The organism is Blastococcus sp. SYSU D00868 (assembly GCF_054050575.1).
Genome location: NZ_JBJGZO010000003.1, coordinates 141,278 through 162,537, shown reverse-complemented (window position 1 = coordinate 162,537; position 21,260 = coordinate 141,278). Strand labels below are relative to the sequence as shown.

The 21,260-nt window shown below is 74.7% G+C and carries 23 protein-coding genes; 18 read left to right on the top strand and 5 right to left on the bottom strand.

Features of this window, described 5'->3' with window-relative positions:
• The first annotated feature begins 53 nt into the window (after window positions 1–53).
• The 16 genes from ACI79F_RS04120 to ACI79F_RS04045 all read left to right on the top strand — a co-directional run bounded on the left by ACI79F_RS04120 (window position 54) and on the right by ACI79F_RS04045 (window position 13,398).
• A complete protein-coding gene (locus ACI79F_RS04120) occupies window positions 54–1,049 on the top strand; it encodes an ABC transporter substrate-binding protein (RefSeq protein ID WP_456544158.1) in 996 nt (331 codons plus the stop codon).
• Window positions 1,050–1,057: 8 nt separating this feature from the next.
• Window positions 1,058–1,906 (top strand): aspartate dehydrogenase domain-containing protein, encoded by an 849-nt coding sequence (locus tag ACI79F_RS04115; protein ID WP_456544159.1) that lies wholly within the window; start codon window positions 1,058–1,060, stop codon window positions 1,904–1,906.
• Between the two features lie 112 nt (window positions 1,907–2,018).
• Window positions 2,019–3,584 carry an aldehyde dehydrogenase gene (locus tag ACI79F_RS04110; protein ID WP_456544160.1) on the top strand — a complete coding sequence of 522 codons (1,566 nt, stop codon included), beginning with the start codon at window positions 2,019–2,021 and terminating at the stop codon, window positions 3,582–3,584.
• The gene (locus ACI79F_RS04105) at window positions 3,581–3,952 is read left to right on the top strand and encodes a RidA family protein (RefSeq protein WP_456544161.1); all 372 of its coding nucleotides are present in this window, start codon (window positions 3,581–3,583) and stop codon (window positions 3,950–3,952) included. Before ACI79F_RS04110 ends, ACI79F_RS04105 begins: the two co-directional genes overlap by 4 nt.
• Window positions 3,953–3,987: 35 nt before the next feature.
• Complete coding sequence (locus tag ACI79F_RS04100; RefSeq protein WP_456544162.1) at window positions 3,988–4,512, top strand: cupin domain-containing protein; 525 nt, start codon at window positions 3,988–3,990, stop codon at window positions 4,510–4,512.
• 85 nt (window positions 4,513–4,597) lie between these two features.
• Window positions 4,598–5,569: a PDR/VanB family oxidoreductase gene (locus tag ACI79F_RS04095; protein WP_456544163.1), complete on the top strand. Its 972-nt coding sequence runs from the start codon at window positions 4,598–4,600 to the stop codon at window positions 5,567–5,569.
• 90 nt (window positions 5,570–5,659) lie between these two features.
• Entirely contained in the window at window positions 5,660–6,679 is a 1,020-nt protein-coding gene (locus ACI79F_RS04090; RefSeq protein ID WP_456544164.1) for a VOC family protein, read from the top strand.
• A gap of 1 nt (window position 6,680) precedes the next feature.
• Window positions 6,681–7,472 (top strand): alpha/beta fold hydrolase, encoded by a 792-nt coding sequence (locus ACI79F_RS04085; protein WP_456544165.1) that lies wholly within the window; start codon window positions 6,681–6,683, stop codon window positions 7,470–7,472.
• Window positions 7,469–8,212: an SDR family NAD(P)-dependent oxidoreductase gene (locus ACI79F_RS04080; RefSeq protein WP_456544166.1), complete on the top strand. Its 744-nt coding sequence runs from the start codon at window positions 7,469–7,471 to the stop codon at window positions 8,210–8,212. The genes ACI79F_RS04085 and ACI79F_RS04080 overlap by 4 nt, the downstream gene beginning before the upstream one ends.
• Window positions 8,213–8,224: 12 nt before the next feature.
• Complete coding sequence (locus ACI79F_RS04075; protein WP_456544167.1) at window positions 8,225–9,007, top strand: SDR family oxidoreductase; 783 nt, start codon at window positions 8,225–8,227, stop codon at window positions 9,005–9,007.
• Between the two features lie 77 nt (window positions 9,008–9,084).
• The gene (locus tag ACI79F_RS04070) at window positions 9,085–10,758 is read left to right on the top strand and encodes a thiamine pyrophosphate-binding protein (protein ID WP_456544168.1); all 1,674 of its coding nucleotides are present in this window, start codon (window positions 9,085–9,087) and stop codon (window positions 10,756–10,758) included.
• 1 nt (window position 10,759) lies between these two features.
• Complete coding sequence (locus tag ACI79F_RS04065) at window positions 10,760–11,320, top strand: alpha/beta fold hydrolase (protein ID WP_456544169.1); 561 nt, start codon at window positions 10,760–10,762, stop codon at window positions 11,318–11,320.
• Window positions 11,313–11,531, top strand: a complete 219-nt coding sequence (locus tag ACI79F_RS04060; RefSeq protein ID WP_456544170.1) for a recombinase-like helix-turn-helix domain-containing protein — start codon at window positions 11,313–11,315, stop codon at window positions 11,529–11,531. Before ACI79F_RS04065 ends, ACI79F_RS04060 begins: the two co-directional genes overlap by 8 nt.
• Before the next feature lies 1 nt (window position 11,532).
• Window positions 11,533–12,645 (top strand): Rieske 2Fe-2S domain-containing protein, encoded by a 1,113-nt coding sequence (locus ACI79F_RS04055; protein WP_456544171.1) that lies wholly within the window; start codon window positions 11,533–11,535, stop codon window positions 12,643–12,645.
• Window positions 12,638–13,006 carry a hypothetical protein gene (locus ACI79F_RS04050; protein ID WP_456544172.1) on the top strand — a complete coding sequence of 123 codons (369 nt, stop codon included), beginning with the start codon at window positions 12,638–12,640 and terminating at the stop codon, window positions 13,004–13,006. Before ACI79F_RS04055 ends, ACI79F_RS04050 begins: the two co-directional genes overlap by 8 nt.
• Window positions 13,003–13,398 carry a RidA family protein gene (locus ACI79F_RS04045; RefSeq protein WP_456544173.1) on the top strand — a complete coding sequence of 132 codons (396 nt, stop codon included), beginning with the start codon at window positions 13,003–13,005 and terminating at the stop codon, window positions 13,396–13,398. Before ACI79F_RS04050 ends, ACI79F_RS04045 begins: the two co-directional genes overlap by 4 nt.
• Before the next feature lie 76 nt (window positions 13,399–13,474).
• Here the strand turns inward: ACI79F_RS04045 and ACI79F_RS04040 are convergent, their stop codons facing one another.
• Both ACI79F_RS04040 and ACI79F_RS04035 read right to left on the bottom strand, forming a co-directional pair.
• Window positions 13,475–13,999: a MarR family winged helix-turn-helix transcriptional regulator gene (locus tag ACI79F_RS04040; protein ID WP_456544174.1), complete on the bottom strand. Its 525-nt coding sequence runs from the start codon at window positions 13,997–13,999 to the stop codon at window positions 13,475–13,477.
• A 14-nt stretch (window positions 14,000–14,013) separates the two neighbouring features.
• The gene (locus ACI79F_RS04035; RefSeq protein ID WP_456544175.1) at window positions 14,014–14,574 is read right to left on the bottom strand and encodes a MarR family winged helix-turn-helix transcriptional regulator; all 561 of its coding nucleotides are present in this window, start codon (window positions 14,572–14,574) and stop codon (window positions 14,014–14,016) included.
• 128 nt (window positions 14,575–14,702) lie between these two features.
• On the opposite strand from ACI79F_RS04035, the gene ACI79F_RS04030 reads away from it, so the two are divergent.
• Both ACI79F_RS04030 and ACI79F_RS04025 read left to right on the top strand, forming a co-directional pair.
• A complete protein-coding gene (locus tag ACI79F_RS04030; RefSeq protein WP_456544176.1) occupies window positions 14,703–15,938 on the top strand; it encodes a benzoate/H(+) symporter BenE family transporter in 1,236 nt (411 codons plus the stop codon).
• Between the two features lie 149 nt (window positions 15,939–16,087).
• Window positions 16,088–17,266, top strand: a complete 1,179-nt coding sequence (locus tag ACI79F_RS04025) for a glycosyltransferase (protein WP_456544177.1) — start codon at window positions 16,088–16,090, stop codon at window positions 17,264–17,266.
• A 58-nt stretch (window positions 17,267–17,324) separates the two neighbouring features.
• On the opposite strand, the gene ACI79F_RS04020 is transcribed toward ACI79F_RS04025, so the two are convergent.
• From ACI79F_RS04020 to ACI79F_RS04010, 3 genes are all read right to left on the bottom strand, one after another.
• A complete protein-coding gene (locus ACI79F_RS04020) occupies window positions 17,325–17,819 on the bottom strand; it encodes a hypothetical protein (protein ID WP_456544178.1) in 495 nt (164 codons plus the stop codon).
• Between the two features lie 139 nt (window positions 17,820–17,958).
• Window positions 17,959–19,437, bottom strand: a complete 1,479-nt coding sequence (locus ACI79F_RS04015; RefSeq protein WP_456544179.1) for an NAD-dependent succinate-semialdehyde dehydrogenase — start codon at window positions 19,435–19,437, stop codon at window positions 17,959–17,961.
• Window positions 19,438–19,849: 412 nt separating this feature from the next.
• Window positions 19,850–21,160, bottom strand: a complete 1,311-nt coding sequence (locus ACI79F_RS04010; protein WP_456544180.1) for an alpha-hydroxy-acid oxidizing protein — start codon at window positions 21,158–21,160, stop codon at window positions 19,850–19,852.
• Between the last annotated feature and the right edge of the window lie 100 nt (window positions 21,161–21,260).

The following is a 21,260-nucleotide window of genomic DNA, read 5'->3' as shown; positions in this document are numbered from 1 at the left end:
CCGCGCACGCACAGTCGATCGAGCACTCAGCTTCTGAGAGTCGGAGGAGATACATGAGGTTCCGGGGAGCGATCGCAGGCGCGACCGCGTTCGCCATGCTGGGTCTGGCCGCCTGTGGCGGCGACGACGACGGCGGCGGCGACTCGGGCGGGGGTGGCGGCTCGTCGGACGGCGGGCTGGAGACCACCGAGATCACCGTCGGCGCCCTGCCGCTGGCCGACTACTCCGCGCTGTACTGGGCGCAGGAGAACGGCTTCTTCGAGGAGGAGGGCCTCACGGTCACCCTCGAGCCGGTCCAGGGCGGCCCGCAGGCGGCGCAGAGCGTGGCGACCGGCGAGCTCGACATGAGCTTCTCCAACACGATCTCCACCTCGATCGCCGCGCAGAGCGGGCTGCCGATCAGGACCGTCGTCCTCACCAGCGCCCTCGGCGCCGGCGGCCTGTCGGTCTACGTCACCCCCGACTCGCCCATCCAGGACCTCGAGGACCTCGACGGCGCCACGATCGGCATCAACGCCACCAACAACATCGGCGACGTGACCCTGCGCAACCTGCTCAACGAGGAGGGCCTCGAGGACGTCGAGCCCACCTTCGTCGAGGTGCCCTTCCCGGAGATGCTCTCCGGCGTCCAGGCCGGGTCGATCGACGTCGGCTACTCGCCGGAGCCGTTCTCCTCGGCCGCGCTGGCCGCGGGCATGCGCGAGATCGTCGACCTGACCGACCCGTCGGGCCCGAACGTCGGCCTCGCGGTGTCGAACTTCATCGCCAGCGACCAGTTCATCGAGGCCAACCCGAACACGGTCGCCGCGTTCGCCCGGGCGATGTACGCCGCCGGCCAGGACATCGTGGCCAACGAGGCCGACTGGCGCACCTGGCTGCCGACGATCGCCCAGGTCTCCCCGGAGGTGGCGGCGGAGATCGCGCTGCCGGAGTTCCTCGCCGAGACCGACGTCGACCGCATCCAGGAGGTCGCCGACATCCTCATCGAGCAGGACCTGCTCGAGGACGGCTACGAGGCGGCCGACGACACCTACGTCGCCGAGAGCTGACGCACCGGATGACCACCCGCGCCGCTGACGCCTCCCGCTCCCCGGGCACCGCCGGTCCGACCGGCACGCCCGGGCTCCGGGTGGCCCTGCTGGGCCACGGCGCCATCGGCCGGGTGGTCGCCCGGGAGCTCCTCGCGGGGGCGGTGGACGGCGCCACGCTGGTGTCCGTCGTGACCCGCTCGCCCGCGCCGGGGCTCCCGGTGCCCCGGCTCCCGCTGGCCGAGGCGGTCGCGGCCGCGGACGTCGTCGTGGAGTGCGCCGGCTCCGCCGCCCTCGTCGAGGCGGTCGAGCCGGTGCTCTCCGCCGGCCGCGACCTCGTGGTCAGCTCGGTCGCCGGGCTGCTGGACCCCCGGCTGGCCGGGCGGCTCGGCGAGCTGGGCCCCGGCCGGCTGCGCTGCACCCACGGGGCGCTGGGCGGCCTGGACCTGCTCGCCTCGGCGGCCGCCGTCGGCGGGCTGGACCGGGCGGTGCTGCGGACCACCAAGAAGCCGGCCGCCCTCGTGCAGCCGTGGATGGACGAGGCCGAGGCCCGCCGCGTCCGGGAGGCGACCGGCGACGTGCTCGTCTTCGCCGGCACCCCGGCCGAGGCGGCCCGCCTCTTCCCGCAGTCGCTCAACGTGGCCGCCGCCCTGGCGCTGGCCGTCGGGGACCCGGACGTCGTCACCGTGCAGCTGCACGCCGACCCGGCGGCCGAGCTCACCACCCACCGCATCGAGGCGTCCGGGCCGCAGGGCTCCTACACGTTCGAGGTGCAGAACCGGCCGAGCCCGGACAACCCGCGCACCAGCGCGGTGGTGCCGTACTCGATACTCCGCACGCTGAGCGGGCTCACCGCCCGGCCCCCGCTGATCGCCTGAGTCCGCCGTGCTCCGCCCCTTGACCGTGGCGGGCACCACTCCTACCCTCATCAGTATATCTCTGAGCGCTAAGAAGATGAGCACTCAGAGGGGTACCACCGAAGGAGCTCCCATGACCGACCGGCTGGAACTCGAGCGGGACGTGCCGAACGCCGCCGCCGAGCGGTCGTTCCCCGTCGCCGGACTGCAGGCGTCGCTGCGCGACGAGATCCTCGTCGCCGGCCGCTGGCAGCGGGGGAGCGGCGAGCCCATCGAGTCGGTCGACCCGGCCACCGGCAAGGTCTTCGCCACCCTGCACGGGGCGACCGTCGAGGACGTCGACCGCGCCGTCCGCGGCGGCCTGCGCGCCGCCGCCGAGTCCGGGTGGACGGCGATGCTGCCGCACGAGAGGGCCCGGGTGCTCTACCGCATCGGCGAGGCCCTCGAGCGCGACGCCGACACGATCTCGGCGCTGCAGACCCTCGACACCGGCAAGACCCGCGGCGAGACCAGGGCGCTGTGCCTGAGCGCGGCCAACACCTTCCGCTACATGGCCGCCACGCTGGAGACGATGGTCGGGGACATCACCCCCTCCCGCGGCGCCTACCTGACCTTCGCCACGTGGGAGCCGATGGGCGTCGTCGGCGCCATCACCCCGTGGAACTCGCCGATCGCCAGCGACGCGCAGAAGATCGCCCCCGCGCTGGCCGCCGGCAATGCCGTCGTCTCCAAGCCGCCGGTGTGGGCGCCCTGGGTGACCCTGCACCTGGCGCGGCTGGCCGAGGAAGCCGGCCTGCCCGCGGGCCTGCTGTCGGTGCTGCCCGGGCCGGGCCGCACCGTGGGCGAGGCGCTGGTGGCCCACCCGGAGATCTCCAAGATCAGCTTCACCGGCGGCACCTCCACCGGCAAGCACCTCGGCGAGGTCGCCGCCCGCAAGGTCATGCCGGTCACCCTGGAGCTCGGCGGCAAGTCGCCGACGATCGTCTTCCCCGACGCCGACCTCGACCAGGCCGTCGCCGGCGTGGTCTACGGGATCTTCTCCTCGACCGGGCAGAGCTGCATCGCCGGCTCGCGGGTGTTCGTGCACCGCGACATCGCCGAGGAGTTCACCGCGCGTCTGGTCGCCGCCACCGAGCGGCTCGTCGTCGGCCCCGGCGACGACCCGCGCACCCACGTGGCGCCGATGATCACCCACTCGCACCGCGACGGCGTGGCCCGCATGGTGGACGACGCCGTCGCCGCCGGCGCCACCGTCCTCACCGGCGGCCGGGTGCCCGAGCACGAGGAGCTCGCCGCCGGCGCGTACTACCTGCCGACGATCCTCACCGGCGTCGCCAACGGCGACCGGATCTGCCAGGAGGAGGTCTTCGGCCCGGTCGCGGTCCTGATGACCTTCGACGACGAGGACGACCTGGTCGCGCAGGCCAACGACACCGTCTTCGGCCTCGCCGCGGGCATCTGGACCCGCGACTTCCCCCGCGCCTGGCGGGTCGCCAGGGCCGTCAAGGCGGGCACGGTCTGGGTGAACACCTACAAGCAGTTCAGCATCTCCACCCCGTTCACCGGGCTGAAGGAGAGCGGCATCGGCCTGGAGAAGGGCCGCGACGGGATCCGCTCGTACATGCACCAGAAGTCCATCTACGTCGACGTCAGCGGGCACCCGATCCCGTGGGGCGCCCCCGGAGGGTTCGAGCGATGAGCACGAGCACGCAGATCAGCGGCGCACACCCCTACAGCCCGGCGTTCGCCGTCGGCGACCTCGCCTTCGTCTCCGGCGCCCTGTCGGTGGACGCCGACGGCGTCGCCGTCCCCGGCCGCACCGAGGCGATCGAGGCGGCCACGGCCCGGCTCTCCGAGCGGCTGGAGACCGTCGGCATGCACCTGGCCGACGTCGTGAAGACGACGTACTTCGTCACCGACCTCAGCCTGCGGGCCGAGGCCAACGCCCACTACCAGCGGGTGTTCGCCGAGCCGCGGCCGGCGCGCAGCTTCGTCGAGGTGGCGGGCCTGCCCTACGGGGCGACCGTCGAGATCGAGGCGATCGCGCACCGCGGTCGCCCCCACTGACCAGCAGCCCACGCAGAGACCAGAGGAGAACCGCAGTGACCACCGAGCAGACCACCTCCCAGGGCACGGACCTCGAGCAGCTCATCGACTCCTGCCTCGCCACCGCGGAGAGCCGCTACGAGGACTGGGACACCCTCGGCTTCCAGGCGGCCAAGGGCGGCGACAAGTTCCGGCGCGCCCAGATCCGCTACATCGGCTCCGGCGCCACCGGCGACCACTCGACCGACACCCGGGTGCTGCAGGCCGAGCACTTCACCTTCTCGAACATGCTGCTGCCGGCCGGCTGCGTGGGCCCCGAGCACACCCACCACGACGTGGAGGAGGTCTTCTACGTCCTCCAGGGGAAGGTCGAGTTCGCCGTCCACGACGTCGAGGACGGCACCAAGAAGGCGACCCGCGTGCTGGGCTACCGCGACCTGCTGCGCGTGCCGGCCGGCGTGCCCCGCTCGCTGCGGACCGTCAGCGAGGAGGACGCGCTGATCTGCGTGATCATCGGGACCCCGAAGCCGCAGCTGCCGACCTACCCGCCGTCGTCGGAGATGTACGGCGTCACCCGCTGACGCGGACCTGATCGACACCTGACCCACACCACCACACCACCGCGGCCGAGTCCTGCCGCATCGAGCCGAGCTGGGGAGTCCGGGCATGGAGAGGAACCTCGCGGGCGAGGACGGGCGGCACACGCTGCGCGTCCAGCAGAAGACCTACGAGGCCGACGGCATCACGAGCGTGACGCTGGTCGACCCCTCGGGCGCCGCCCTGCCCACCTGGAAGCCGGGTGCCCACCTGGCCCTGCACCTGCCCAACGGGCTGGTGCGCGAGTACTCGCTGTGCTCGGACCCCTCGGACTCGACCCGGTGGACGGTGGCGGTGCTGCGCACCCCCGACTCGCGCGGCGGCAGCACCTGCGTGCACGACGCGCTGTCGGTCGGGGCGCACATCGCCGTCGACGGCCCGCGCAACGCCTTCCACCTCGAGGAGGCGCCCAAGCACTTCCTCATCGCGGGCGGCATCGGGATCACCCCGATCATCACCATGGCCCGCGAGCTGGAGGCCCGCGGCGCCGACTGGGCGATGCTCTACACCGGCCGCAGCCGGCAGGGGATGGCCTTCCTCGAGGCCGTCGAGGCGCTGCCCCGCGAGCGGGTGCACGTGCACGTGGACGACGAGAACGGCCGCTACCCCGACCTCAAGGCGATCCTGCACAGCCAGGACCCGCGCACCCTCGTCTACTGCTGCGGCCCCACCCCGCTGATGGACGCCGTCGCCGAGGCCATGGAGGACCCCTCCCTGCTGCGGCTCGAGCGGTTCAAGGCCCCCGAGCGCGTCGTCCCCGAGGGGGAGGTCGACGAGGCGTTCGACGTCGTCCTGGCCTCCACCGGCGAGCGGATCCCCGTCGGCCCCGAGATCTCCGTCCTGCAGGCGCTGGAGGACGCCGGCGTGCCGGTCGACTCCTCCTGCACCGAGGGCATCTGCGGCACCTGCGAGACGAAGGTGGTCAGCGGCGACGTCGACCACCGCGACTTCCTCATGACGGCCGAGGAGCACGAGGCCGCCGGGACGATGATGGTCTGCGTCTCCCGCTGCCGCTCCCGCGAGCTCGTCCTCGACCTCTAGGGGCCTTCGGTCCCGGCCGCCTGCAGGGCCCCGCCGCGAGCTTGCGAGCGGTGGGGGGCAGGGGGTCCTTCCTCTCACCAAGGAGACGTCATGAGCAGCCACCGCGTGCACTACGCCGACCAGCCGGTCGTCCGGCTGCGCGCCCTGCGCTCGGTCACCCTCGGGGTGCCCGACCCGGTCACCTCGAAGGACTTCTACAGCGAGGCCTGGGGGCTGGGGGTGTCCGACGCCGACGACGGCGCCGGCCGCTTCTGGCTGCGCGGCACCGGCGAGGAGCACCACGTCCTCGAGCTGCAGCAGACCGAGCAGAACTCCCTCGGCGGGGTCAGCTTCGCCGTCGGCACCCGCCGCGAGATCGACGACGCCGCCCGCCGGCTGACCGACCTCGGCATCCCGCTGCTGCGCGAGCCCGGCCCCTACGACGACGCCGCCGGCGGCTACGGCATGGCCCTGGTCGACCCCGAGGGCCGGGTGGTGGAGCTGGCCGCCGACGTGAACGCCGTCGTCCGGCAGGACCAGGGCGGGTACGCGGCGCTGCCCAAGAAGCTGGCGCACGTCGTCCTCAACACCGTCGACATCGACCGCGCCACCGCCTTCTACTGCCAGGTGCTGGGCATGCGGATCTCCGACTGGTCGGAGCACCAGATGTCGTTCCTGCGCTGCAACCCCGAGCACCACGTCATCGCCTTCAACCAGGCCCCGTGGACGTCGATCAACCACGTCGCCTACGAGATGGCATCGGTCGACCACTTCATGCGCGGCATCGGCAGCCTCAAGGTGCACGGCGTCACGCCGCAGTGGGGCCCCGGCCGGCACGGCCCCGGCGACAACACGTTCTCCTACTACACCGACCCGGCGCAGCTGGTCTGCGAGTACACCTCCGAGGTCATCCAGGTCGACGAGGACTCCTGGCTGTGCCGCACCTGGCGGCGCACCCCCGAGCTGTCCGACCAGTGGCGCACTGCCGGCCCGCCCAGCACGTCGGTCCGCTCGGCGATGGCCGGCATCCCCGACGCCGGCGCCCGCGGGCTGGTCGACGCCAAGCCCGGCTACTTCCTGCCCGTGTCCGCCGACAACGGGGCCGGCCTCGGGGTCGGGGTCGAGGCCTGACGTGTCCGCTCCCGTCCGCACCCGCCTGGCCGGGGGGCTCGCCGTCACCGAGGAGGGGGCCGGCCGCCCGGTCCTCCTGCTGCACGGCATCGGCGGCAGCGCGGCCTCCTGCGCCGGCCTGGCCGGCGCGCTGGCCGCGGCCGGCGCCCGGGCGATCGCCTGGGACGCCCCCGGCTACGGGGAGTCGCCCGACCCGGCCGGCCCGGACGACGTCGACTACCCCGCCCGCGTCATGGCGCTGCTCGACGAGCTCGGGCTCGACCGGGTCGACCTGTTCGGCACCTCCTGGGGCGGCGTGATCGCCACGCAGGTCGCCGCCCGGCACCCCGAGCGGGTGCGCACCCTGGTGCTCGCCGACTCCACCCGCGGCTCGGGCACGAGCCCGGACAAGGCCGCCGCCATGCGGGCGCGGATCGCCGACCTCGCCGAGTCCGGGGCGCGCGCCTTCGCCGCCGCCCGCGCGCCGCGGCTGGTCGCGCCCGGCTGCGACCCCGCGGTGGCCGACGCCGTCCGCGCCGAGATGGCCCGGGTGCGGCTGCCCGGCTACTCCGGCGCCGCCGAGTTCATGGCCGCCACCGACACCGCCGCCCTGCTCCCGGCCATCGCCGTCCCGACGCTGGTGCTGGTGGGCGAGCACGACGTCGTCACCGGCGTCGAGGAGTCCCGGCTGCTGGCCGCGCGCATCCCCGGCGCCCGGCTCGTCGTCGTCCCCGGGGCCGGGCACGCGGCCCTGACCGAGAAGCCGGCCGAGGTCGCGGCCGCCGTCCTCGCCCTGTGGTCGGTGGCCCCGTGAGCCGGCTGACCGTCGTCACCGGCGCCGCGCGCGGCCTGGGCCGGGTGATCGCCGAGACCCTCGCCGCCGCGGGCGACCGGCTGGTGCTGGGCGACATCCGCGGCGAGCTGCTCGAGCAGACCGCCGCCGAGCTGCGCGCCGGCGGCGCCGAGGTGCACGCGCAGACGCTCGACATCGCCGACCCGCACTCGGTGGCCGCGCTGGCCGAGTGCACCGAGTCCCTCGGCGGCGTCGACGCGCTGGTGAACAACGCCGCGCTGGCCGACGGCGTCGGCGGCGCCACCTTCTGGGACCTCGACGTCGAGGCCTTCCGCCGGATCATGACCGTCAACGCCCTGGGCACCTGGCAGGTCGCCGCCCGGCTGGTGCCGCAGATGCTGGAGAAGGGCGCCGGCGCCATCGTCAACATGGCCTCGGACACCGCGATCGACGGCTCGCCCCGGCTCGTGCACTACGTCGGCTCCAAGGGCGCGGTCATGTCGATGACCCGCACGATGGCCCGGGAGGCCGGGCCGCACGGCGTCCGCGTCAACGCCGTCGCTCCCGGGATCATCCGGGTCGAGGCGACCGCGGGGATCCCCGAGTCGCGCTACCAGGTCTACGCCGACCGGCGGGCGCTCAAGCGCGAGCAGACCCCGCAGGACGTCGCCGACCTCGTCGCCTTCCTGCTGTCGGAGAAGGCGGGCTTCATCACCGGCCAGGTCGTGGCCGTCGACGGCGGCTTCGTGATGCCGCAGTGAAGGGGCGCTGAGATGGACCTGCAGCTGAGCGGGCGCACCGTCGTCGTCACCGGGGCCAGCTCCGGCGTCGGCCTGGCCACGACCCGCCTGCTGGTGGGGGAGGGGGCGTCGGTCGTCGCCTCCGCCCGGGACCTGGACCGCCTGCAGTCCGCCGTCGGCGCGCTGCCCGGCCCCGGCAAGGTGCACGCCGTCGCCTGCGACGTCGTCGACCGAGCCTCGGTCGAGGCGATGGTCGCCGAGGGCGTCGACGTGTTCGGCGGGGTGGACGGCGTGGTGTGCAACGCCGGCCGCTCCCTCATGGCGCCGATCAGCGACACCACCGACGACCAGATCCGCGAGGAGCTGGAGCTCAAGGTGTTCGGCGCCTGGAACGTCGTCCGCGCCGCCCGCCCGCACCTGGCCGCCTCCGACGCCGCCTCGGTGGTCAACGTCAACGCGATACTGGCCAAGCAGCCGGAGACGCGGCTGGCGATCACCTCGGCGGCCCGCGCGGCGCTGCTCAACCTCACCCGGACGCTGTCGGCGGAGCTCGCGGCCGAGGGGATCCGGGTCAACTCGGTCGCCCTCGGGCTGGTCGACACCGGCCAGTGGCGGCGGCGCTACGAGGCCGCCGGCACCGGGCAGAGCTACGAGGAGTGGAGCGCCGAGATCGCCGCCGACCGCGGCATCGCCCTCGGCCGGTTCGGCCGCGCCGAGGAGGTCGCCTTCCCGATCGTCAGCCTGCTGTCACCCCTGTCCTCCTACTGCACCGGCGCCACCGTCGACGTCGGCGGCGGCATCTCCCGATACCTGTGAGTGAGGACCCCCGTGCCCCCCACCACTCGCGAGCTCGCGGCGGGTCCCTGCACGGGGGCCGGTCGAAGGAAGGCGTCATGACCAACGTTCGACGTTCCACCGGCGGCGACGTCCTCGTCGCCGTGATGAAGCGGCACGGCATCGACACCGCCTTCGGCGTGATCAGCGTGCACAACCTGCCGCTGGTCGAGGCCGTGGCCCGCGAGCTGCGCTTCGTCGAGATGCGGCACGAGGCGGCCGTCGTCAACGCCGCCGACGGCTACGCCCGCGCCACCGGGCGGATCGGCGTCGCGCTCACCAGCACCGGCACCGGCGCCGGCAACGCCGCGGGCTCCATGATCGAGGCGCTGACCGCCGGCAGCCGGGTCCTGCACGTCACCGGCCAGATCGACAGCGAGCACTACGACCCGGCGGCGCCGGGCTCCGCCCGCGGGGTCATCCACGAGTTCCCCGGCCAGCGGAAGATGCTCGAGGCGATCTCCGCGTTCGCCGCGACCGTGCCGTCGGCCGACCGCGCGGAGGCCACGCTCGAGGAGGCCGTCGCCGCCATCCTCAGCACGCCCGGCGGCCCGGCCAGCGTCGAGTGGCCCTCGGACCTGCAGTACCTGGCCGACCCCGCCGTCCAGCGGCCGGCGACCGCCGAGCCGCTGCCGGTGGCGCACCCCGACGACGCCGCCCTCGACGCCGCCGCCGCGCTGCTGGCCGCCGCCCACCGGCCGCTGCTGTGGGTCGGCGGCGGCGCGGCCGGCGCCCCCGCCGAGCTCGCCGAGCTCGCGCACCGGCTCGGCGCCGGCGTGCTGACCAGCAACTCCGGGCGGGCGATCGTCCCCGAGGACGACCCGCTGGTCGTCGGCAACTTCGCCAGCACCCCGGCGGTCGCCCCGCTGATCGCCGACGCCGACCTGCTGCTGAGCATCGGCACGCACTTCCGCTCCAACGAGACGAAGAGCTACGCGCTCGAGCTGCCCAAGCGGCACGTGCAGGTCGACGTCGACCCCGCCGCCGTCGGCCGGGTGTACCCCGCCGAGGTCGGCCTGGTCGGCGACGCCCGCGCGGTGCTGGCCGCGCTGCTCGAGCGGCTGCCGTCGACCGCGACGGAGGCCGGCTGGCCCGACCGGGTGACGGCGGTGCGCGAGCAGGTCCGCGCCGACCTCTCCGCCTACATCGGCGGCTACGCGGAGATCTGCGCCGGGCTGCGGACCGTGCTGCCGCGCGAGTCCGTCGTCGCCCGGGACGTCACCATCCCCTCCAGCCAGTGGGGCAACCGGCTGCTGGAGTTCTACGACCGCCGATCCAACGTCTTCCCGCTCGGCGGCGGCATCGGTCAGGGCCTGGCGATGGGCATCGGCGCGGCGGTCGGCCGGCCGGAGGCCCCGACCGTGGTCATCGCCGGCGACGGCGGCCTGGCCGTGCACCTGGGCGAGCTCGCGTCGCTGTGCGGCACCGGCGCGTGGGTCGTCGTCCTGGTGTTCAACGACGGCGGCTACGGCGTCCTGCGCAACATGCAGAAGGCCAACGGCTTCGACGTCACCGGCGTCGACCTGTTCACCCCCGACTTCGAGAAGCTCGCACACTCCATGGCCATGCCCTACTGGCTGGTGCAGGGCCCCGGCCGGTTCGAGTCCGTGCTCCGCGAGGCGGTCGCCGCCCGCCGGCCGGTGCTCGTCGAGGTCGACGTGACGGCGCTGGACCCGGTGCCGGGGGCCTTCACCCCGCCGGTGCACATCCCGACCCCGGAGGGGGGCCACTGACGTGACCGACGAACTGGCAGCAGGCGTCCTGTGCCTGCGCGAGGGCAGCGAGCCCGCCGACTGGTTCCTCGACCAGGTGCACGCGCTCGGCGCGGTCGAGTGGGCCCCCGAGGGCGCCCCGGACGACGCCGCGTGGCTCGCCCAGGCGGCCGGGGCGGTGGCGCGGGACGCCGGCGGCGGCCCGGTGCACGTCCTGGCCGCCGGGACGGCGGTGCCGCGGGCGCTGCTGCTGGCGGCGCGCCGACCCGACCTGGTGGTCAGCGTCCTGGCCGCCGACCCCGAGGTCGACGAGGCCGACCCGGCCTACTGGGAGCTGCTGCGCGAGGTGCAGACGCCGACGCTCGTCGTCGTCGCCGCGCCCCGGCCGGACACCGACACCTCCCAGGCCCAGACCGTCGCCGGCGGCGTCGCCAACGGCGTGATGGTCATCGTCGACGGCACCGCCGCCCCCGTGCACCGCAGCAACCCCCGCTCGTTCCAGGAGTGGGTCACCGCGTTCATGTCCATCGCCGAGGGCCTGTCGTCCCTCGTGCCCCAGGCCAGGGAGGAAGCGCATGCCTGAGCAGTACCTCGAGACGCACCAGACGCACCCGCACCCGATCAGCCCGTACGAGCAGAAGCTCTCCGGCGCGATCATGGAGGTGTTCGGGCGCGGCGTGCACGACCTGCCCGGCCTGGTCGAGGGCCTCAACGGCCTGGGCCTCAACGCCCCCGACGGGGGCCCCTGGACCGCGGACTCGCTCCGCGCCGAGATGCGCCGACTGGGAGACTGAGATGACCGACGTCAGCACCACGCCGTCCACCTCGGGGCCCGCCGCCCCGGCCCGCCCGCGTCCGGCGAAGACGCCGAAGGTCGTGGGCACCCGCCGCACCCTGTCGGCGGAGGAGATCGCGGCCACCGGCCTGCGCGACCGCTGGTACCCGATCCTCCCGTCGCGCTTCGTCGGCGCCGGCGAGATGGTCAAGGTCAAGCGGCTGGGCGTCGACTGGCTGCTGTTCCGCGACGCCCAGGGCCGGATCTCGATGCTCGAGGACCGCTGCCCGCACCGCAGCGCCCCGCTGTCGGTCGGCCAGCACCTCGGCGACCGGGTGGCCTGCCGCTACCACGGCGTCCAGGTCGACGGCACCGGCACGGTCGTCTCCGTGCCCGGCATGCCCGGCTGCGCGCTGGAGGGCAAGAAGGCCACGGTGTCGCTCAGCGTCACCGAGGCCGCGGACACGATCTTCGCGTTCGTGCCGCTCACCGAGGACTCGCAGGTGACCGAGTTCGCGCTCCCGGACCGGCTGGCCGACCCCGCCGTCTCCTGGTTCTCCAACTACGCCGAGTGGGCCGGGCCGTGGCGGTTCTACATGGACAACGTCCTGGACCCCATGCACGGCGCGTTCCTGCACCGCGACTCGCACTCGATGTTCGGCGGCGACACCTCCGCCCGGTTCCGCATCCGCGAGACCGACCGCGGCTTCTTCTTCGAGAAGACCGACCAGCGCGGCGTCAACTTCGACTGGGTGGAGTTCGCCCGCGGGTCGATGGACTACGTCGACCTGGAGATCCCCTACGCGCCGAACGCCGGCCCCGGCGGGACGTTCGGCATCGTCGGCATGGCCACGCCGATCGACGAGCACAACTCGGCGATCTTCCACTGGCGGACCCGCCGGGTGGAGGGCTGGGAGCGCGAGGTGTGGCGCTTCCTGTACCGGACGCAGCTGGAGGCCAAGCACTGGGCGGTGCTCGAGCAGGACCGCATCGTGCTCGAGGCCCTGGCCGCCGACGCCGACGTCGACGAGCACCTCTACCAGCACGACCTCGGCGTCTCCCGCATCCGCCGGATGTACCGGGCCGACGCCCAGGCGCAGGCGGCGAAGCTCGCGGCCCCCGCGGATGCCTGACCCGGCCGCCCCGGCGGGGACGGCGCAGGCCGTCCCCGCCGAGGAGACCATGCTGCTGACGATCTTCCTGCGGCACGACCAGGGGCAGAACCTGGTCGAGCAGCGGGACAAGCTCGACGCCGTCGACTGGTGGCACGGCTTCCCGCCCGAGGGGTGCGAGGTCGTCTCCTGGGTCGTCGCGATGGGCGTCGGCCAGATCGTCACCCTGCGGCTGCCCCCGCGGCTGCTGAACGTGGTCAACGTGGAGCTGGAGCGCCGCGCCTGGGGCGTGTTCCAGACCGACTTCTACCCGACCTACGACTTCGTCGAGGTCCGCGAGCGCCTCGTCCGCGAGGCCGACGAGAGGAAGGCGCGGGCATGAGGGTCGTCGCCGAGTCGGTGCCGGAGCCGCCGCGGCCGGGGATGTTCAGCAACGCCCGGGTGCACGGCGACCACTTCTTCCTGTCGGGCATGCACGCCGGCGGGCCGGACGGCCCGGTCGGCGGGGACGACGCGTACCTGCAGGCGGTGGAGACCTTCCGCCGCGTCAGGGAGCTGACCGAGGCCTGCGGCGCGTCGGTCGACGACATCCTGGTGCTGCGGGTCTACCTCACCGACGTCGCCGACAAGGTCGCCGTCGGCCGGGCCCGGTCGGAGGTCTTCTCCGGCGACTTCCCGTGCTCGACGCTGGTCGGCGTCGCCGCGCTCGTCGACCCCGGGCTCAAGGTCGAGGTCGAGGCGCAGGGCATCCGGGGCGCCGCGTCGTCGTCCTGACCCCCGGCCACGATCAGCCCACCTGATCATCGAGCGTCCTCCCTCACCGTGTGCGGTGAGGGAGGACGCTGCACGATCAGGGGACCTGATCCGAGCCGGCGGCCCGGAGGGTCGCGAAAAGGCGGCCCAGCAGGCGGGCCAGGGCCTCCTGCTCCGCGGGCGAGAGCCCGGACAGCATCCGGCGCATGTTCGCGAAGTGTGCGTCGGCGGTCCGGTCGAGCAGCTCCCGGCCACTGTCGGTGAGCGAGACGTGCACCATCCGCTGGTCGTCGGGGTCGCGGTCGCGGCGCACGTGCCCCTGCGCCTCCAGCCGGCGCAGCCGCAGGCTCAGCCCGCCGGTGGTCACCAGCGTCTGGCGGGCCAGGCCGCCGGCGCTGAGCTCGGGCCCGGGCGCGGTGCGCCGCAGCGCCGCCATCACGTCGAAGCCGGGCTCGGTGGCCCCGACCTCGGCGAACCGGGCGCCGATCGCCGCCCGGTAGAGCAGGAAGCAGCGGTGCAGGCGCTCGAACACCGCCAGCCCGGACACGTCCAGGTCCGGCCGGACGGCGGCCCACCGGCCGATGACCTCCTCGACCGCGTCGGGGCCCGGCCCGGGAGCCACCGTGCCGCCCGGACTCAGGCCTCGGCGGCCGCGGCGGACAGCTCCAGGCCGGGGCTGGCCTCCTGCAGCGCGTCGTAGAGCCGGCCGAGCAGCCGGGCGAGCTCCTCGCGCTCGCCGGCGGTCAGCCCCTCGAGCATCCGGGCCATGTTGTCGAAGTGCAGGTCGGCGGCCCGGTCGACCAGCTCGCGGCCGGTGTCGGTGAGCGAGACGTAGACCATGCGGTGGTCCTCGGGGTCGCGCTCGCGGCGGACCAGGCCCTCCTTCTCCAGCCGCTTGACCCGCAGCGTCAGCCCGCCGGTGGTAACCAGCGTCTGCCGGGCGAGCTCGCCGGCCGACAGCCGCTGCTCGGGGCCGGACCGGCGCAGCGCGGCGAGGACGTCGAAGCCCGGCTCCGTGGTGCCCGCCTCGGTGAACCGCTCGCCGATCGCGGACCGGTAGAGCAGGAAGCTGCGGTGCAGCCGGCCGAACACCTGCATGGCCGAGACGTCGAGGCCCGGACGGACCCGACCCCACTGGCCGATGATCTCGTCGACGGCGTCCCGGGTGCGGGCGCCGACGGCGTCGGTCGCGGTCATGGTCCTCCTCGTGCCGCTCGCGGGATGTGTGCCCAGTAACATCTTGGCACTGAGAATCTTTCCGTGACCTGTGATCCGGGCCTCACTGCCGGAACCCGGTCGGACGGTCGGACGCGCGGGGGAGGGGCATGACCGAACAGGACACCGCCGGGCGGCTGGTCGAGCCCCCCGCGCGCCCCCTGCCCGGCCCGGGCCGGGTGCTGCGCGACGCCGGCCCGCTGTACGCGGGCAACGCGCTCGTCGGCCTCGTCTTCGCCGCCACCGGCCCGGTCGCGGTGATCCTGGCCGTCGGCGCGCAGGGCGGGCTGTCGCGGGCCCAGATCGCCAGCTGGGTGTTCGGCGCCTTCCTCCTCAACGGCGTGCTGACCGTGCTCGCGTCGTGGCTGTACCGCCAGCCGCTGGCGTTCTTCTGGACCATCCCGGGCACCGTCCTGGTCGGCCCGGCGCTGGGCCACCTGACCTGGCCGGAGGTCGTCGGCGCGTTCGTGCTCACCGGCGTCCTGACCGCGGTGCTCGGCCTCTCCGGGCTGGTGCGGCGGGTGATGGACGTCGTCCCGATGCCGATCGTCATGGCGATGGTCGCCGGCATCTTCCTGCGCTTCGGCGTCGACCTGGTGCACGCGCTGGCCGACGACGCGGCGGTGGCGGCGCCGATGGTCGTCGTCTTCCTGGCGCTCAGCGCGCTGCCACGGCTCGGCGCCCGGGTGCCGCCGGTGCTGGGCGCGCTCGCCGTGGGCGCCGTCGCCGTCGCGCTGTCGGGCCGGTTCGAGCCCGGGGCGGCCGACGGCGTGCTGGCCGCGCCGGTGCTGACCGCGCCGGACTGGTCGCTGCAGGCGGCGCTGGAGCTCGTCGTCCCGCTGGCGATCACGGTGATCGTGGTGCAGAACGGGCAGGGCGTCGCCGTGCTGCGGGCCGCGCGGCACGACCCGCCGGTCACCGCCGTCACCGTCGCCTGCGGGGTGTGGTCGGTGCTGACCGCGTTCGTCGGCACGGTCTCCACCTGCCTGACCGGGCCGACGAACGCGCTGCTCGCGGCCTCGGGCACGCGGGAGCGGCAGTACACCGCCGGCATCCTGTGCGGGCTGCTGGCGATCGCGTTCGGGCTGTTCGCGCCGCTGTTCACCGGGCTGATGCTCGGCACGCCGCCGGCCTTCGTGGCCGCGCTCGGCGGGCTGGCGATGCTGCGGGTGCTGCAGACGGCGTTCGTCACCGCCTTCGCGGGCACCCGCACCCTCGGGGCTCTGGTGACCTTCGTGGTGACCGTCGCCGACGTGACCGTGCTGTCGATCGGCTCGGCCTTCTGGGGACTGGTCGCCGGCCTGGCCGTCTCCTGGCTGCTCGAACGCCCCGGTCGGGCGGGGTGACGGGCGGGTCGGGTGGCGCTGCTGGGACGCCCGATCGGCCCCCGGGACGTCCTCGGCTCCCCGGCGGGACGTGTGGCATGACACCCTCGGGGGGAGGAGGGCCGGCCGCTGCCCGCCGACGACCGGACCGGACCCAGGAGACGCCGAGCGTGGACACGACCGTCGTGGTGCCGACGTTCAACGAGCGGGGCAACGTCGCGGAGCTCGTGCGGCGGCTGGACGGGGCGCTGGCCGGGCGCGACGCGGAGATCCTGTTCGTCGACGACTCCACCGACGACACGGCCGACGCCGTCCGCGAGGTCGCGCGCACCAGCAGCCTGCCCGTGCGGCTGCTGCACCGGGAGCCCGGCGAGCGCGAGGGCGGGCTGGCCGGGGCGGTCGCCGCGGGCATCGCCATCGCGCGCGGGGACTACGTCGTCGTCCTGGACGGCGACCTGCAGCACCCGCCGGAGCTGGTGCCGCTGCTGCGCGACACCGCCGAGGGCGTCGACATGGTCGTGGCCAGCCGCTACGTGGGCGCCGGGGACTCCTCGGGCCTGTCCTCCTCGTGGCGGCGCGCGGTCTCCAGCACCTCGACCCTGCTGGCCCGCTCCTGCTTCCCGCGCCGGGTGGGCCGGGTCTGCACCGACCCGATGACCGGCTTCTTCTGCGTGCGGCGCGACGCCGTGCAGCTGGACCGGATGCGCCCCCGCGGGTTCAAGATCCTGCTGGAGATCCTGGCCCGGCACGACCTGGCCGTCGCCGAGGTGCCGTTCGCCTTCGGGGAGCGGCACGACGGGGAGAGCAAGGCCTCCTGGCGCAACGGCGCCCAGTTCCTCTACCAGATGGCCGCGCTGCGGATGGGCCGCATGGCCCGGTTCGCGGCCGTCGGGGCGCTGGGCACCATCGTGAACCTGCTGCTCATGTGGCTGCTGCTGCGCGAGACCGGCCTGCACTACCTGCCGGCCGCGGTCATCGCCACCGAGGTCGCGATCCTGCACAACTTCGTGCTGCAGGAGCGGTTCGTCTTCTCCGACCTCAAGGACAACCGGCACCGCCTGGGGACCCGGCTGCTGCACTCGGTGCTCTACAACAACGTCGACACCCTGGCCCGGCTGCCCGCCCTGGCCTTCCTCGTGGAGGTGCTGGCGTTCCCGTCGGTGCTCGCGCAGGGCATCACCCTGGCCGTCGCCTTCCTCGCCCGGTTCCTGTTCGTGTCGACCGTCGTCTACCGGCCGCGGAGGTCGCCGGCCGAGGCGCTGGCCGAGAGCGCCCCGGTCGACGTCCTGGCGATCGCCCCGCTGCAGGGCGTCTCCACCGCCGACGACGAGCGCCCCACCGACCGCTGAGCGGAGTCGCTCGAGCGCGGTCTCCGCGCTGGAGCGACTCCGCTCGCGGCGGGGCGGGTCAGGCGAGGCCGAGCTCGGCGCAGGTGTCGGCGAGCGTCTCCAGGCCGCCGATGGTCGCGTCGATCTCCTCGACGCCCTCGCCGGCCTCGAGCGCGGGCCCGACCTCGGCGGCGCTGGCACTGATCTCCTCGGCGGTCCCGAGGAGGGCGTCGGAGACCTCGTCGGCGGGGACGGCGTCGATGTCCGCGGCGAGGGCGTCGGCGGCGGCGACCAGTTCCGAGACGTCGTCGGTGGCGCCGCTGCCGACGTAGTCGTAGGCGTCCACGAAGGCCTGCCCGTCCGCGGCGTACAGCGCGCACAGGTCGGCGTCCCCGGGCGCGGCCGAGCCCTCCTCGGCGGTGCCGGCCGCGCCGGCCCCGCCGTCCTCACCGGCGGCCGCGACGACGTCGGCGACGTCGGCGGCGGAGGGTTCGTCGTCGCCGCAGGCGGTCAGGACGAGGGCGGCGGCGCCCAGGGCGAGCAGGGCGGTGCCGGTACGGGCGACGGTGCGCATGGGGGTTCGGGCTCCTCGTTGCTGGCGGCGGGGTGGCCGGACGGCCGTCCACCGGGTCGAGGAGAGAGTCGGTCCCCGCGCTTGCGGGGCCCTTGTGGCCGGCCAGGTGCGCTCCCCCGGTCGGCCGCAAGCGAGGAGCTCAGAGGGGGAAGGAGATGTACTTGGTCTGCAGGTACTCGGCCAGGCCCTCGTGGCCGCCCTCGCGGCCGATGCCGCTCTGCTTGACCCCGCCGAACGGCGCGGCCGGGTCGCTGACCATGCCGCGGTTGAGCCCGACCATGCCCGACTCCAGCGCCTCGGAGATCCGCAGGCCGCGGGCCAGGTCCCCGGTGTAGACGTAGGAGACCAGGCCGAACTCGGTGCCGTTGGCCAGCGCGAGCACCTCCTCGTCGGAGGTGAACCGGACGATCGGCGCGACCGGGCCGAAGATCTCCTCCTCGGTCGCCGGGGAGCCGGCCGGGACGTCGAGCAGCACGGTCGGCGGGTAGAAGTACCCGGGCCCGTCCGGCCGCTCGCCGCCGACGACCACGCGTGCCCCGGCGTCCACCGTCTCCCGGACGATCCGCTCGACCTTGCCCACCGTGTCCTCGTTGACCAGCGGGCCGAGGTCGACGCCGTCGTCGTCGCCGCGGCCGAGGGTGAGCCCGCCCATCCGCTCGGCGAGCCGGCGGCCGAATTCCTCGGCGACGGCGTCCTCGACGTAGAAGCGGTTGGCCGCGGTGCACGCCTCGCCGCCGTTGCGCAGCTTGGCGACCATCGCGCCGTCCACCGCGGCGTCGAGGTCGGCGTCGGCGCAGACGATGAACGGCGCGTTCCCGCCGAGCTCCATCGAGCTGACCAGCACCTGGTCGGCGGCCTGCTTGAGCAGCCCGCGGCCGACCTCGGTCGAGCCGGTGAAGCTGACCTTGCGCAGCCGCGGGTCGGTCATCACGGTGCCGGCGACGTCCCGCGCGCTGCTGGTGGGCAGCACGCTGAGGGCGCCGTCGGGCAGGCCCGCCTCGGCGAGCAGCTCGGCCAGCAGCAGCGCGGTCAGCGGCGTCTCGGCGGCGGGCTTGACCACCACCGGGCAGCCGGCGGCGAACGCCGGACCGAGCTTGCGGGTGAGCATCGCCGCCGGGAAGTTCCACGGCGTGATGGCCAGGCAGATGCCGACCGGCTGCCGGACGACGACCGTGCGGGTGCCCCCGGCGGGCGCGACCCGGTAGTCGCCGTCGATGCGGACCGCCTCCTCGCTGAACCAGCGGAAGAACTCGGCCGCGTAGGTCAGCTCGCCGCGGGCGTCGGCGAGGGTCTTGCCGTTCTCGCGGACCATCAGCCGCGCCAGGTCGTCGGCCCGCGGTCCGGTCATCGCGTCGAACGTGCGGCGCAGGATCTCGCTGCGCTTGCGCGGCGGGGTGGCGGCCCAGCCGGGGGCGGCGGCCGCGGCGGCGTCCATGGCGGCGCGCGCGTCGTCGGGGGTGGCGTCGGCGACGCGCGCGAGGACGGAGCCGTCGGCGGGGTCGTGGACGTCGAACTCGGCCCCGCCGGCCGCGGCCCGCCAGGTGCCGCCGACGAAGAGCTGGGTCGGGACGGGGCTGCTGATCCCGGGGACGCTCACCCGGTTCTCGGTGATGGTCACGCCGACCATCCTGCGCCTGCGCGCAACCGGGGGCGAGCGGCCCGGAGGTGCGGCGCCCCGGTCCGGGCCGGCGGGCGGGTCGCACCTCCGGAGCGCTCCGCCGGTGCCCACGGGGGGTGGGCACCGGCGGAGGTCGCGTGCCGAGCACGTCCCGGGGCGGCGTTCCGTCCCTGCCCACGGGGGGTGGGCAGTGGCGGAGGACCCGGAGGGGAGATGTGGGGCGGGGGGCCGGCTCTGGCGGTCTGGCCGCGTTGGTCGGTCCATCCAGCGGTGGATGGCCAGTGGTTTCCCGGCTGCCCCCGCCCACGACCACTGTGACTCCCGCCACAGAGGAGGGCAACCCCTGCCGGGCGTGTCTTTCGACCCGGGCCGGAACGCCCTGGTCAGCGCCGGACGGGCGCGGAGAACGGGCTCACCCGACCCGGCGCAGCACCTCCGGGCCCAGCTCGCCGACGGACGTCAGCCCGGCCAGGCCGAGCGTCAGGTCGAACTCGCCGAGGACGTCGGAGACCACCTGCCGCACCCCCTCCTCGCCGGCCAGGCCGAGCCCCCAGGCGAACGGCCGGCCGAGCAGCACGGCCCGCGCGCCGAGGGCCAGGGCCACCAGCGCGTCCGCGCCGCTGCGGACGCCGCTGTCGAGCAGCACCGGCGCCCGGTCGCCGACCGCCGTCACGACGTCGGGCAGCGCGTCCAGCGCCGCGATCGACCGGTCCACCTGGCGCCCGCCGTGCGTGCTCACCACCACGCCGTCCACCCCCTCGTCGAGGGCCCGCCGGGCGTCGTCGGGGTGCAGCACGCCCTTGAGCACGATCGGCAGCCGGGTGCGCGCCCGCAGCCACGCCAGGTCGGCCCACGTGATCGAGGGGCGCGAGTAGATCGCCAAGAAGGTCTCGACGGCGGCGCGCGGCAGCGGCGAGCGCAGGTTCTCCAGCAGCGGCCCGGGCCAGGCCCGCGCCATGCCGACCAGCGCCCGGACGGCGGCCAGGGTCGGCCGCGGCTGCCGGTCCCGCTCGGCGGAGGCGCCCGGTTCCGCCGGGGCGGGGGTGGCGGCGGCCCGCTCGGCCACCAGCCGGCGGAACACCGGGTCGGACGTGTACTGGGCGATGCCCTTGCCGAGGGCGAAGGGCAGGTGCCCCAGGTCCAGGTCGCGCGGGCGCCAGCCGAGCATCGTGGTGTCGAGCGTGACCACGAGCGCGTCGCAGCTGCTGGCCTCGGCGCGGCCGACAAGGCTCTCCACCAGCTCGTCGGAGGTCGACCAGTACAGCTGGAACCAGCGGGGGGCGTCGCCCATCGCCTGCGCGCAGGTCTCCATCGGCACCGACGCCTGGTTGGAGAAGACCATCGGCACGCCCAGCCCCGCCGCGGCGCGCGCCACCGCCAGGTCGGCCTCGGGGTGCACCAGCTCCAGCGCGCCCACCGGGCCGAGCAGCAGCGGAGCGGGCAGCCGCCGGCCGAACAGCTCGACCGAGGTGTCGCGCTCGCTCACGTCGCGCAGCACCCGCGGGACGACGGCCCAGCGGTCGAAGGCGTCGCGGTTGGCCCGCTGGGTCGACTCGTCCCCGGCGCCGCCGGCGACGTAGGCGTAGGCGCGGGCGTCCAGCCGGCGGCGCGCGGCGCGCTGCAGCGCGCGGGCCACGGTCGGCACCCGCGGGGTGCGGCCGTACACCCCGGCCCGGTAGATCTCGTTCTGGCGCTGGCGTCCGGTCCCGGCTGCGGAGGTCACCGGGACACGCTAGGGCCCCGCCGTCCGGGCGGCCGACCGGAGTCGGCGCGCGACTTTCTGCCGACACGCCGCACCGACACGCCAGAAGCGTCAGTGACAC

Bases quoted from the DNA above. Each gene is read 5' to 3' on its own strand.
- ACI79F_RS04115 (WP_456544159.1), top strand. From the start codon at position 1,058: ATGACCACCCGCGCCGCTGACGCCTCCCGCTCCCCGGGCACCGCCGGT.
- ACI79F_RS04050 (WP_456544172.1), top strand. From the start codon at position 12,638: ATGCCTGACCCGGCCGCCCCGGCGGGGACGGCGCAGGCCGTCCCCGCC.
- ACI79F_RS04075 (WP_456544167.1), top strand. From the start codon at position 8,225: ATGGACCTGCAGCTGAGCGGGCGCACCGTCGTCGTCACCGGGGCCAGC.
- ACI79F_RS04105 (WP_456544161.1), top strand. From the start codon at position 3,581: ATGAGCACGAGCACGCAGATCAGCGGCGCACACCCCTACAGCCCGGCG.
- ACI79F_RS04035 (WP_456544175.1), bottom strand. From the start codon at position 14,574: ATGACCGCGACCGACGCCGTCGGCGCCCGCACCCGGGACGCCGTCGAC.
- ACI79F_RS04120 (WP_456544158.1), top strand. From the start codon at position 54: ATGAGGTTCCGGGGAGCGATCGCAGGCGCGACCGCGTTCGCCATGCTG.
- ACI79F_RS04055 (WP_456544171.1), top strand. From the start codon at position 11,533: ATGACCGACGTCAGCACCACGCCGTCCACCTCGGGGCCCGCCGCCCCG.
- ACI79F_RS04045 (WP_456544173.1), top strand. From the start codon at position 13,003: ATGAGGGTCGTCGCCGAGTCGGTGCCGGAGCCGCCGCGGCCGGGGATG.
- ACI79F_RS04020 (WP_456544178.1), bottom strand. From the start codon at position 17,819: ATGCGCACCGTCGCCCGTACCGGCACCGCCCTGCTCGCCCTGGGCGCC.
- ACI79F_RS04030 (WP_456544176.1), top strand. From the start codon at position 14,703: ATGACCGAACAGGACACCGCCGGGCGGCTGGTCGAGCCCCCCGCGCGC.
- ACI79F_RS04095 (WP_456544163.1), top strand. From the start codon at position 4,598: ATGGAGAGGAACCTCGCGGGCGAGGACGGGCGGCACACGCTGCGCGTC.
- ACI79F_RS04060 (WP_456544170.1), top strand. From the start codon at position 11,313: ATGCCTGAGCAGTACCTCGAGACGCACCAGACGCACCCGCACCCGATC.
- ACI79F_RS04110 (WP_456544160.1), top strand. From the start codon at position 2,019: ATGACCGACCGGCTGGAACTCGAGCGGGACGTGCCGAACGCCGCCGCC.
- ACI79F_RS04090 (WP_456544164.1), top strand. From the start codon at position 5,660: ATGAGCAGCCACCGCGTGCACTACGCCGACCAGCCGGTCGTCCGGCTG.
- ACI79F_RS04070 (WP_456544168.1), top strand. From the start codon at position 9,085: ATGACCAACGTTCGACGTTCCACCGGCGGCGACGTCCTCGTCGCCGTG.